The 12,300-nt window shown below is 39.7% G+C and carries 8 protein-coding genes; 4 read left to right on the forward strand and 4 right to left on the reverse strand.

Annotated features, from left to right (window positions below; all coding sequences use genetic code 11):
- Window positions 1–38: 38 nt before the first annotated feature.
- The 3 genes from G3I01_RS10075 to G3I01_RS10085 form a co-directional block, all read right to left on the reverse strand.
- Window positions 39–2,867 (reverse strand): pitrilysin family protein, encoded by a 2,829-nt coding sequence (locus tag G3I01_RS10075; protein ID WP_219547464.1) that lies wholly within the window; start codon window positions 2,865–2,867, stop codon window positions 39–41.
- A 14-nt stretch (window positions 2,868–2,881) separates the two neighbouring features.
- A complete protein-coding gene (locus G3I01_RS10080; RefSeq protein ID WP_219547466.1) occupies window positions 2,882–5,371 on the reverse strand; it encodes a M14 family metallopeptidase in 2,490 nt (829 codons plus the stop codon).
- Window positions 5,372–5,468: 97 nt separating this feature from the next.
- Window positions 5,469–6,263, reverse strand: coding sequence for a dienelactone hydrolase family protein (locus tag G3I01_RS10085; RefSeq protein WP_219547469.1), 795 nt, complete (start codon window positions 6,261–6,263; stop codon window positions 5,469–5,471).
- A gap of 140 nt (window positions 6,264–6,403) precedes the next feature.
- Here G3I01_RS10085 and bshC point away from each other — a divergent pair, with 140 nt between their 5' ends.
- The 3 genes from bshC to G3I01_RS10100 all read left to right on the forward strand — a co-directional run bounded on the left by bshC (window position 6,404) and on the right by G3I01_RS10100 (window position 9,933).
- Window positions 6,404–8,020, forward strand: coding sequence for a bacillithiol biosynthesis cysteine-adding enzyme BshC (bshC, locus tag G3I01_RS10090; protein WP_219547471.1), 1,617 nt, complete (start codon window positions 6,404–6,406; stop codon window positions 8,018–8,020).
- A gap of 1 nt (window position 8,021) precedes the next feature.
- Window positions 8,022–9,386, forward strand: a complete 1,365-nt coding sequence (locus G3I01_RS10095; RefSeq protein ID WP_219552804.1) for an aminotransferase class V-fold PLP-dependent enzyme — start codon at window positions 8,022–8,024, stop codon at window positions 9,384–9,386.
- A gap of 148 nt (window positions 9,387–9,534) precedes the next feature.
- Window positions 9,535–9,933: a nuclear transport factor 2 family protein gene (locus G3I01_RS10100; RefSeq protein WP_219547473.1), complete on the forward strand. Its 399-nt coding sequence runs from the start codon at window positions 9,535–9,537 to the stop codon at window positions 9,931–9,933.
- A gap of 9 nt (window positions 9,934–9,942) precedes the next feature.
- Here G3I01_RS10100 and G3I01_RS10105 read toward each other — a convergent pair whose 3' ends face one another.
- Window positions 9,943–10,668, reverse strand: a complete 726-nt coding sequence (locus tag G3I01_RS10105; protein ID WP_219552805.1) for an SIMPL domain-containing protein — start codon at window positions 10,666–10,668, stop codon at window positions 9,943–9,945.
- Between the two features lie 83 nt (window positions 10,669–10,751).
- On the opposite strand from G3I01_RS10105, the gene guaA reads away from it, so the two are divergent.
- A complete protein-coding gene (guaA, locus tag G3I01_RS10110; protein ID WP_219547475.1) occupies window positions 10,752–12,281 on the forward strand; it encodes a glutamine-hydrolyzing GMP synthase in 1,530 nt (509 codons plus the stop codon).
- The last annotated feature ends 19 nt before the right edge of the window (window positions 12,282–12,300 follow it).

Raw genomic sequence — 12,300 nt, forward strand, 5'->3', positions numbered from 1 at the left:
ATAGAGTTTCTTATTTATTACTAAACTTTTATAAAATTCTAATTCTCCTGAGATTCTTTATTCAATAGAACAGGTTCTCCATAACCTAAATCCTTTAATTTCTCCAATTGAGTTTCGGCATCCCCCACGATCAGGTAATACATCCTGTCTGGATCTACATATTTTTTTGCAAGATCCTGTATATCCAGAACACTGAGTTCTTCAACTTTTTGCTCACGGTCTTTGATATAATCGTAATTATAGCCGTAATCACTTATTTCACGAAGCATATTTAATTTAGCTCCAAGAGTTTCGAACTTCCTGGCGTTGCTCTTGATCATATAACTTTTTGTGACCTCAAGATCTTCCTGATCAAAGGTCGTAGCATAGTCTTTCACTATATCTCTTACAAGTTCTGCAGCTTCATAAGTAATATTGCTTCTTACACCACTGGTGATCATAAAAGGCCCTATATAAGACCTGTCTGAAAATCTTGATCTTATTCCGTAAGTGTAACCTTTACCTTCCCTTAATTCCTGGGTGAGTCTCGAAGCGAAACTACCACCGCCTAAACGATAGTTCATTACTTCTGCCGGGTAGAAATCTTCATTTTTTGCAGATAGTGAGGGTGCTCCAAAAGCAAAGACAGATTGTTTTGCTCCCGGGACATCATAAAAGTAAACTCTTGATTTCTTTGGAAGTTCAAATTCCGGGATCTCAGGAAAATCCACATTTTTTGGTGCCCAACTTGCTGAAATTGCCTTTACCGAATTTACCGCTTCAGATTTATCAACCGCTCCCACGGCAAGAAAAGTCGAGGCGAGTGGCGATAAATTCTCCTCATAATAATTTTTTAGATCTTCTATACTTAGACCTTTTACAGTTTCTGGAGTTCCTAATTGATTATAAGAGAGTATGCTGTTCTCGCCATAAATAAGTTTTTTAAACTCATTTTGAGCGATGGCATTTGGCTCACCCATTTCTTCCTGCAGCTCACTTAAAGTTTGTTGTTTAAGAAGTTCAAATTCCTTTTCATCCCATCTTGGTTCCAGTAAGATCTCCTTAACCAGATCCATTGTCTCTGCATAGTTTTTAGCCAGGGTATTTCCAGAGATAGTGATCTTTTCCTCGCCGGCATTTACATAGATATCTGCACCCAACAATTCGATAGCTTCTTCCAGTTCTGCCGGGGTTCTTTTAGCTGTTCCTTTGGTCATCATACTGGCGAGCATATTTGAAACTCCTGCTTTATCGCGGCTTTCCAGTAACTGACCGCCTTTCATTTCCAGGCTGAATCTTACTACCGGCACTTCGTTATTGGTAATTCCCATCACCTGCATTCCAGAAGGCATTCTTGCATCCCAGATCTCTGGAATATTCAACTCTGGTTTTCCATGATATGGCGGCTCCATGCTTCGGTCAAAACTCGAGGGAGTTCTTTTGTAACTTACTTTTTGATTAGGGTCGAAATCTTCTTCTGCGCCTTCTACGATCTTTTCCTCAACGATTTCAGCTTTTTCAGAATTTTCAAGAGCCAGGTCTAATTGTCCTTTGGGCACAAAGCTGGTCGCAACATAATTTTTGTCTTTAATATATTTTTTGAAAACTCGCATAACATCATCTGTAGTAACTGCCAGCATCTTGTCTACTTCTTTGTTAATAAAGTTAGGATCTTTTGCAAAGATCTCATATTGGGCTAATTGAAATCCTTTTCCTAATACACTCGAAATAGAATTATAGAAATTCGTTTCTAGTCCCGCCTTTATCCTTTTGAGATCTTTCTGCGGAATTCCGTTTTTTTCAAACTCAGAGAAAGTTTCCTCGATAGCCATTTTAACTGAATCCAGATCCTTACCGTCATAGGCTCTAACCTGAAGCATCAATTGCCCGGCCAGCTCAGAGGTATAATTGAACATATTTACATCACTGCTAAGTTTTTTTTGCTCAACCAGTTTTTTATAAAGTGGTGCATTTTTTCCATCAGCTAAATAATTCGAAAGAATTTCCAGGGCGAAGGAGTCTTCGTGGTATGAATAGACCGAAGGCCAGGCCAGTGTCAACTCTGGTAGTTTGGCAAAGTTATCTTCATGATACAGGCTTTTAGATTCCTGAAGGTTCACTAATTGCTTTTCCAGTTCCTGCACTTCCGGGCCGCGAGGGATCTCATCAAAATATTTATGAACCCATTCACGCGCCTGTTCTTTATCAAAATTTCCTGAAATGGTAAGGATCACATTATTCGGAACATACCATTTATTATAAAAATCTTTTACATCCTGTAAGGTGGCGTTCTGCAGGTCTTCCAGGCTACCAATTACCTGCCAGTTATAAGGATGATCTTCCGGGTAAAGATTACGGTCTATCACGTAGAAAGTATGCCCGTAAGGACGGTTATCTACTCCCTGGCGCTTTTCATTTTTAACTACTTGCTTTTCCTTCGCCAGCACTGGCTCGGTTACGGTATTAATGAAATAACCAAGTTTATCGGCTTCGGCCCAGATCATTTTTTCCAGGGCATCATTCGGTACGGTTTGAAAATAATTGGTCCTGTCTCTACTGGTAGAACCGTTCGCCCCTGAACCTCCAATGCGCGCGCTTAATTTATCAAGACCGCCCTTTCCGAGATTTTCAGATTCAAGGAATAAAAGATGCTCGAATAAATGTGCAAAACCCGTTCTTCCTTCTTTTTCCCGAGCTGATCCTACATGAGCGGTTAATGCTACCGCTACTACTGGATCTGAGGTGTCCTGATGAAGGATCACTTTTAATCCATTTTCAAGGTTAAAAGTTTCAAAATCTACCGAGAAATTTTCTGTCTTTTCCTGAGCAACAGCAGTACCCAAACTTCCCAGGATAAATATGATGATATATGATCTAATGAATTTCATGTTGTGACTTATTATTAATAATCGAAACCAGTATTATTGGTGAAAAATATGGCGTTGGCAAAGAATAATTTTCCATTTTGCCAGAAAGCTCGGAATAAGGGATTGTCTACCATATAAATGATACTTCCTTCGCCCATTTCAACCTCTCCAAATACCAGTGAGTTCTTTAAATTTTTAACCGCTTCGCTACCGGCAAAACCTGAAACCACTTCAGGATCCTCAATATAAGAAACATTATAACCATCGCTTAATAATGAGTAACTGTCACTACTTAATTTCAGGCTGAAATAATTATCGTCGTATCCAAACGCCAGCGGATGCGTATTATCAATTTTTGTTTTAATGATGCTTCCGGTAATGAGATCTTTAATGCTTTCGCGTTCTCTTTTGGCGTATGGAATTAGATTAGCCTCAGTGGTAGTAGAATCTTTTTCAATCTGCTTATTTTCTGAAATTCCGAAGCCCTCTTTTTCATTGAAAGTTCCAACGGCGTTCCCAACTGCAATAAGTTTTCCTCCATTTTTAACCCATGAAGAGATCTTCTCTAAAGTTTTTTCATCCATAAAGTCACTATACCAGCCTTCAGGCATGATTAGTACATCCAGATCGTTTAGATCAATTCTGTCAAAATATTCAGTATTTATAGGTGTTACAGGATAATTAAGGTCCTGCTCAAAGAAATACCAGATCTCTCCAAAATTTAACGAGGAAACCTCATTTCCTTTTAGTAAACCTATTCTTTGTTCATTGATGATCTTGATATCTGGAGATCCAAAATCGGGACCGCTGCCGGCAAAACTAGTTTCGGCGGTTAATAGCTGTCGCTTATGATTATTAGCCGTTTCAATAACTTTGGTATCGAAATTTTCAAGTTTCCGGTTATCACTTTTAGTAATAATAAGACTTCCGGGAGCGAACTTTTGTCCGTTGCTTTCGAAAGGAACTTCACTAAACCTTACTTTGACTCCCTTTTTAATTAGGTCTGCCAGGAACTGTGCATCTTGCATGCTGTCCCATTTTGCGATATAGCCGGCTCCATTTTCATTTACCGTATTTTGAAAATTAGTAGTACTTACCTTATCTGAACCTGAGATTTCTCTGGTACTCGCCACAGCATCCAGTCCATAAGCGTAAGGAAGGCTCCAGGCTGTGATATCATAGGTAAGGGAGTCCTGTAGTTTAGTTTTAGGTTCAAATAAAACTTTTACCATTTTTCCCTTTGGCTGATCTGTAGAGACAATGAGCGTATTCTCATCACTACTTAAGCTACCTTTGCCATTCCCGTTAAAACTGTATCCGCTTATTTTTCCAGAATTTCCGTAAGAATATTTAATTTCGTGCCGGTCCAGTAATTCCTTAAGTAATTCCAGTTTATCAGAACTTCCTTTAAGGGCATAGCTCTTATAATCAAAATCTTCATCGCTAAAATAATTCTGGAACTCTTTGTTCAATTCTAAAGCGTTCTTAGAAGCAACCTCTACGGTTGAAAGCCCGGTGGTGTAATGATGTTCGAGGCGATCTTTTAAGGTTAAAATATATCCTTCATCGGTTCTAATTCCCAATCCTGCTCGTCCATGACCCGCCTGTTCATAGGTCATCCCAATAGCACCCATGTATGTAGGGTAGGTATCTCCGTAACTGGGGTAGAGGAGATCAAAGCGCTCCCCGGTAAAATATAACCATCCTTCCTTATCAAAATATCTAGCGTGGTTCTTACCAATCCTGGTCTGGAAATCTCTCTGAAACGGAGTGATCACTTCATGAAAAGGTTCAGCTGCCGGAGCAAAATAATATGGCTCATTTATTCCCTGTTCATGAAAATCTACATGGATATGAGGCAACCATTGATTGTATACTTTTAATCTTTCCTGGGTTTCTATTTGCGTTGCCCAGGCCCAGTCACGATTAAGGTCAAAAAGATAATGGTTTGGTCTACCACCCGGCCATGGTTCATGGTGCTCAGAAGCTTCCTGAAAAACATTGTAAGGTTCTGTTTTTACCTGATTATACCAATTGGCGTAGCGATCCCTTCCATCGGGATTTACACAGGGATCCATAATGACCACAGTATTCTCAAGCCAGTCTTTTTTTTCTGTTATAAGGTTGAAGAGCGTTTTCATGGCCGCTTCTGTACTGGAGGCTTCATTACCATGAACATTATAACTTAGCCAGACAATGGCAACTTCTGAATTTTTATTCTCGGAATCATCATCAGTACTATTTATATGCGCTTTCCTGATATTTTCAAGATTAGAGATATTCGCTTCAGAAGAAATCACAGCGTAAGTAAGAGGTCGTCTTTCATTGGTTTTTCCGTAGGTGTGGTACTCAACCATCGGGGAGGTTTCCGCAATATTTTTAAAATAGTTCACCACATCTGCATGACGTGAAAACTGACTGCCAAGTTCGTATCCAAGAAAATCTGAAGGAGATTGTAATTCCTGAGCTGTTAAAAATTGTCCTATGCAAAGAAAAAAGCTCAAGATAGCGTACTGATAATTCATTCAATTTAGGGTTTGTGAATAATATCAGTAAATATAAAGCCTGTTTATAATAAAATTATATTGGAATCTGAAAAATTCTCTTCCCTACCAGGTTTATTTAATTCCAGACATCAGTTTGTAACCAATTCGCGGCATTCTTCAAATATTCCACATAATTACACGGCTCGTTGTGCGTTAGTCCAGGTGCAACCTCCAGGGTCACATCGCTGCCTACGCTGTTGGTAGCTTCCACCCATTCCTGAGTTTCTTCTAAAGAAAATAATTCATCATCCTCTCCATGTATTACATACATAGGGATATCCATTCTCCTGGGAGTTCCCTGGGTACTATAAGTGCTATAAGAACTTGCCATAGGGATGGCAGCGCTTACCAGATTGGGTTGTGTTTCCCCATAGAACCAGGCTCCATTACCTCCATTGCTATAACCGTTGACTACTATTTTAGAATCATCTACCGGTAAATATTTAACCGCAAGATCTATAAGGCTTAGCACTAGATCCTGGTTGGCAAACTGCAGCCAGTCCTGGGTTCCGCCATTCGGGCTGATAATTATTGGATCAATTGCTTCAAAACCCGGCTCAGCATAACAGGCAGTGGTCTTATGAGCATCGGGATTGCCTCCCGCGGCACCATGTAAGGTCATAACCAAAGGTCTTGGGTTTGAAGAAAGGTCTCCTTCTGGGATAATCACCCTGAAAAACCATTCTACCCCAATAGTATTTACCAGGGAAACGTCATTAATACCAGTTTGGAAATCTATTTCCTGGAAGTCGGCCTCCACATCAGCATAGGTTCTTTCAGATGCCGGGGGATTAGAATCGTCTGACGAACTACAAGAAAAGAAGAGGGCTACAGAAAATATTAATACGATCTTAAGAATATTGGAGTACATATTTCTGAAATTTAGCCTTAGAAAGTTATTAATTAAATACTTGGCTATTTTTCCTGCATTGTTAATAGTTTCTTAAAAAACCAGGCTTTTAAAAAAGTATCCAAAACACCGTATATTTACACCAAATATCATACGATACAATGTCGGAAGAAACAATTCTCTATCCCGAAACCAATTACTTTTCACCTTTAATTCTTGATTATCTGGCTGAAAAAGACAGCCTGAAAGAATTCTATAACCGGTATCCAAAAATTGAAAATTTTGGGCCTCAGATAGAGGAGAAACAGAAGAGTTATGATCAAAGTATTCGTAAAGACCTGGTCGAAGTTTTAAATGATCAATATTCAGGCCTTGAAGTTTCTGAAAGAACAGGAGAAAATATTGATTCTTTGGCTTCTGAAAATACTTTCACCGTGGTGACCGGGCATCAGTTGAACCTTTTTACTGGTCCGCTTTATTTTCTATATAAGATAATTTCTACCATAAATCTTACGAGGCAGTTAAAACATAAATATCCTGAAAAAAACTTTATTCCCATCTACTGGATGGCGACAGAAGATCATGATTTTGAAGAAATAAACTATTTCAATCTCAATGGTAAGAAGTTCAAATGGAACAATGCAGATAAAAGGGCTGGAAACACTGCTGTTGGAAAACTTTCTACGGAAGGACTTGAGGAAGTTTTTAAACTGTTTTCAGCTGAGATCGGCGGAGGTGAAAATGCAGAATATCTTAAATCCCTTTTTGAGAAAGGATATCTGGAGCATGATAATCTAACCGATGCCACCCGATTCATTGCTAATGAAATTTTTGGAGAATATGGTTTAGTGATCATGGCAGCCGGCGATAAAAGACTGAAAAAACACTTTGTCCCTTTTGTGGAAAATGAGCTTACCAAACAAATATCGCATAGCAAAACCTCAGAAACTGTTGAAAAAATAAATTCTCTGGGATATAATATCCAGGTGAATCCTCGAGAGATAAACCTTTTCTATTTAACAGATGAACTTCGTGAAAGGATCATTGAAAAAGACGGAAAATACTTTGTTCACGAAACGGAGATCTCCTGGAATAAAGATGAGATTCTAATGGAGTTAAAGGAACATCCGGAGCGGTTTAGTCCTAATGTGATGCTACGGCCGCTTTATCAGGAAGTGATATTGCCAAATCTTTGCTATATAGGTGGTGGAGGTGAACTGGCATACTGGCTGGAGTTGAAATCATACTTTGAAGCGGAAAAGATAACATTTCCATTTTTGTTGCTTCGGAATTCGGCCTTGCTGCAGACAGCTAAGCAAAATGGGAAACGCGAACGTTTAAATATTTCCATACCTGAACTTTTTCTGAAACAGCATGAACTTATAAACAGGAAAGTAAGGAAGATTTCAAATATAGATATAGACTTTTCACCACAAAAGGAACATCTGGTTAAGCAGTTTCAACATATGTATGATCTGGCTGAACAAACAGATGAAACCTTCCTGGGAGCTGTAAAAGCTCAGGAGGTGAAGCAGTTGAAAGGACTAGATAATCTCGAAAATAGACTTTTGAAAGCGCAAAAAAGGAAGCTGAAAGATGAGGTAGAGAGGATAGCTAAACTTCAGAACGATCTATTTCCGAATCGCAGCCTACAGGAAAGACAAACCAATTTTTCTGAGTTTTACGTAGAATTTGGTGAAGAACTTATCAAAAACCTTTTAGAGAATTTAGATCCCCTGGAATCTAACTTTAAAATTTTGACTTTTGGAAAAGAATAGAATGCATACCATAGATATGGATCTTGTGGAAATGACCCTCGATGTCATGAAATATACAATAGATCGTATCTCCAACGTAACACCTGAACTTGGGTCACCCAAAAAAGAAGAGGATTTACTAAGAATTGTAGGAGAGACCATCACTCCTGAAGGAATAGGTGGAGAAAATGCCTTCCAGTTATTCAGAGATGTACTGGTAAAGGCAACTGTTCCTATAGATCACCCGCGCCACCTGGCATTTGTACCGGCCGCACCTACCAGGGCAGCGATCATGTTTGACCTTGTGACTTCGGCTTCAAGTATTCATGGAGCTTACTGGATGGAAGGTGCTGGTGGAATTTTTTGTGAGAACCAGGCTATGAAATGGCTGGTTTCCCTTACCAAATTACCTGAAGGTGCTTTTGGTGTTTTTACCAGTGGTGGTACAGCCGCCAATCTTTCGGCGCTGGTGACCGCCAGAGAAGAATGGAGGGAACAAAAGCCAGGTCATGCCAGAGACAGAGCCTTATTATTGGCCTCGACCGGAGCTCATAGTTCTATTAAATCTATGGCGAAAGTGATGGATGCAGATATCCAGCTTATTGATTCTGAAGAAGAATATCTATCCGGAACTGAGTTGAGAAAGGCACTGGATGAAATGGATGAAAATGATCGAAACAGATTATTTGCAATCGTTGCTACCGGTGGTACCACGAATGCCGGAATCATAGATGATCTGCAGGGGATAGCAGATATATGTGAGGAAGAAAATATCTGGTTGCATGTAGACTGCGCATATGGTGGAGGAGCACTCGCGGCGAATTCGGTAAGACATCTTTTCAACGGAATAGAGAAAGCAGACAGTATCACTATAGATCCTCATAAATGGCTGTTTTCTCCTTACGATTGCGGGGCTGTTATTTATAAGAATTTAGAGCTCGCTAAAAAAGCACATTCTCAGAAAGGTGCTTACCTGGAGATCTTCAAGGATGAAGGGGCGCAGGGATTTAACCCGGCAGATTATCAAATTCAGCTTACCCGACGACTTCGCGGAATGCCATTGTGGTTCTCATTGGCGATGCATGGTACCAATAAATATAAAAAGGCGATTGAGCGTGGGATAGAGCTGGCTAAAATTGCCGCCGAGAAGGTCAAAAAGAATAACGAACTTGAGTTGGTAAGACCGGCAAGTTTATCGGTAGTTCTATTCAAGAGAAAAGGATGGGTTGCAGAGGATTATCGGGACTGGACCTACAAAAATCATAATTCTGGTTTTGCACTGGTTACTCCCTCACTTTGGAAGGAGGAAAGCGTAATAAGATTTTGTTTTATAAATCCGGATACTACAGAAAAGGATATAGATGAAATTCTGGCGACACTGAGTTAGTTGTAAGTTTCTGTTAATTTGAAACTTAGCTGCTATTTTTCATATATTAGAATACCCTTTTGAGGGAAACAATTAACCAACTAAACCAATTTTAATTATGAAAAAAGTAATTGTACTGTTCTGTGCAGCTGTTTCAATGTGTTTTACTATGAATTCTCAGGGTTCTTCTGATGTTAAATCTGTGATCGAAAAGAATTCTAAAAGTATGCAGGAAGCCATGGAAAATGGAGACTATGATGCATTCGGTTCTTTCTTTGCCGAAGATGTGATGTTTAAAATGTCTGGGGAGGAAGCTTTAAACGGAAGAGAAGCCGTAACGAATGCGCATAAGCCCATGGCCGATCAAAATTTGAAGTTAGTTGTCCAAACGAATGAAGTTCTTGATTTTGGCGACTATGCTCATGAAATTGGTAGCTACGAAATCCATACTGCAGACGGACAAAAGGTTGATCATGGACAATATTCCACTTTATGGAAGAATATTGATGGTGAGTGGAAAATATACCGTGACTTTGTAAGTACATCGGCTGGCGCAGGCCAACACTAGTAAATAAGATCAATCAATTTCATACTCCAGCCTCATAGTAATTGAGGCTGTTTTATTTTTATCTGCAGTATTATAAGCGCCGCTCCAGCTATAATCTTCTCCACTATTTTGTCCCGTAATTTGAAATACACCCATGTTTGCGCTCTTTAGATCTCCGAGGGATTCGCCACTATTGGCAGCGATCTTTTCCGCTCTTAACCGAGCATCTTCGGTAGCTTTAGAGATCATCTGGATTTTCAGATCGGCGATCTTAGTGTAGTAATATCTGGGTGGTGAGGAATTGAACTGAACTCCCTTGTTCAGTAATTCAGTAATTTCACGAGATACACTTTCTATAAGCTCAACTTCTGTTGATTCAATTTTTATTGGCTGGATGAGTTCATATCCTTTAAAGATGCTACCGGTAAAATTTCCGTTTTGATATTGATTTTCCATCTGTTCAATCGTCTGCACAGAGTTGAAAACGATATTTTCGGCCTTAATGCCCTGGTCAACTAAATATTTTCTAACGATTTCCTTATCCCGGTTCAATTGGGTATAGGCTTCCTCAAGGTTAGGATTCATCCTGCTGAATCTACCTTCCCAAACTATAAGGTCTGAAATGAAATTTTCACTTCCAGATCCCGTCACCGAGATCACACCATCTGGATTTGCTCTTGAAACGTAAGAATCGCCCAGAAACCAGGCTGCTAGGACTATCGCGATAGAAAAGATGATCGCACTAATGTATTTCATGGGTAGATGTTTATGCTTAATTAAATATAGAAATTTTATCAAATCCTTTGCTTTCATTTTTTCTCGTTTTCCTATTTTTGCGCATGCAAAACAACGTACTCATCCTAGACTTTGGCTCGCAGTACACCCAGCTTATAGCACGAAGAGTTAGAGAGCTGAATATTTACTGCGAAATTTATCCTTATCACAAAATACCAGAAGATTTATCAGGTTTTAAAGCAGTCATCCTTTCCGGAAGTCCATTTTCGGTAAGAGCTGAAGATGCACCGCACCCAGATCTTTCACAAATTCGTGGCAAACTACCGGTTTTGGCAGTTTGTTATGGCGCACAATACCTGGCGCATTTCTCAGGGGGAAAAGTAGAACCTTCAGATACCAGGGAATATGGTAGAGCCAATCTTTCTGTGATCAAGGATGCTGAACCTTTATTTGAAAATATTAAGGAGAATTCACAGGTTTGGATGAGCCATAGTGATTCTATTATCGACCTTCCTGAAAATGGAGTGAGACTGGCCAGTACCTCAGATGTACTGAACGCGGCTTACAGAATTGAAGGGGAAGAAACTTTTGCTATACAGTTCCATCCAGAGGTATATCACTCTACAGATGGAAAGCAATTGCTGGAGAATTTTCTAGTAAAGATCGCCGGCACCAAACAAACCTGGACTCCGGGAGCTTTTGTGGATCTTACGGTTTCAGAGCTTAAGGAAAAGATCGGAGATGATAAGGTAGTATTAGGTCTTAGTGGTGGAGTTGATTCTACCGTAGCGGCAGTTCTTCTTCATAAAGCTATCGGAAAAAACCTTTATTGCATTTTTGTAAATAATGGTCTTTTAAGAAAGAACGAATTCGAAAGCGTTCTGGATCAATATAAACATATGGGGCTTAACGTTAAGGGAGTTGATGCTTCGGCACGATTTCTGGATGCTCTAAAAGGATTAAGCGATCCTGAGGAAAAGCGTAAAGCCATCGGGAATACTTTTATTGAAGTTTTTGACGACGAAGCGCATGAGATAAAGGATGTGGTTTACCTTGCACAAGGAACCATTTATCCAGATGTTATTGAATCGGTTTCAGTAAACGGACCTTCGGTGACGATCAAATCTCACCATAACGTAGGTGGTTTGCCAGACTTTATGAAATTGAAAGTTGTGGAGCCTCTTAGAATGTTATTCAAAGATGAGGTTAGAAGAGTTGGTAAGGAACTTGGTATAGATAAGGAATTACTCGGTAGACATCCTTTTCCTGGACCTGGTCTTGCGATTAGGATCCTTGGGGATATCACCGCAGAAAAGGTACGTATCCTGCAGGAAGTAGACCATGTTTTCATCCAGGGTTTAAGAGACTGGATGTTATATGATAAAGTTTGGCAGGCAGGAGCGATCCTGTTACCAATTCAGTCTGTTGGAGTTATGGGAGATGAAAGAACCTATGAGCAGGTGGTAGCTCTTAGAGCGGTAGAATCTACAGACGGGATGACTGCAGACTGGGTGAATTTGCCTTATGAATTTTTACAAAAAACGTCTAATACAATAATTAACAGGGTAAAGGGCGTTAATAGAGTGGTGTATGATATCAGTTCAAAACCGCCTGCAACAATTGAGTGGGAATAAGATAATTTTCATTTCAACC

It is taken from the genome of Gramella sp. MT6 (genome assembly GCF_019357415.1).
Classification (GTDB): Bacteria; Bacteroidota; Bacteroidia; order Flavobacteriales; family Flavobacteriaceae; genus Christiangramia.

Excerpts from the sequence above, each read along its gene's own strand:
- G3I01_RS10100 (WP_219547473.1), top strand. The coding sequence starts at position 9,535 with ATGAATTCTCAGGGTTCTTCTGATGTTAAATCTGTGATCGAAAAGAAT.
- G3I01_RS10085 (WP_219547469.1), bottom strand. The coding sequence starts at position 6,263 with ATGTACTCCAATATTCTTAAGATCGTATTAATATTTTCTGTAGCCCTC.
- G3I01_RS10080 (WP_219547466.1), bottom strand. The coding sequence starts at position 5,371 with ATGAATTATCAGTACGCTATCTTGAGCTTTTTTCTTTGCATAGGACAA.
- G3I01_RS10075 (WP_219547464.1), bottom strand. The coding sequence starts at position 2,867 with ATGAAATTCATTAGATCATATATCATCATATTTATCCTGGGAAGTTTG.
- G3I01_RS10105 (WP_219552805.1), bottom strand. The coding sequence starts at position 10,668 with ATGAAATACATTAGTGCGATCATCTTTTCTATCGCGATAGTCCTAGCA.
- G3I01_RS10095 (WP_219552804.1), top strand. The coding sequence starts at position 8,022 with ATGCATACCATAGATATGGATCTTGTGGAAATGACCCTCGATGTCATG.
- guaA (WP_219547475.1), top strand. The coding sequence starts at position 10,752 with ATGCAAAACAACGTACTCATCCTAGACTTTGGCTCGCAGTACACCCAG.
- bshC (WP_219547471.1), top strand. The coding sequence starts at position 6,404 with ATGTCGGAAGAAACAATTCTCTATCCCGAAACCAATTACTTTTCACCT.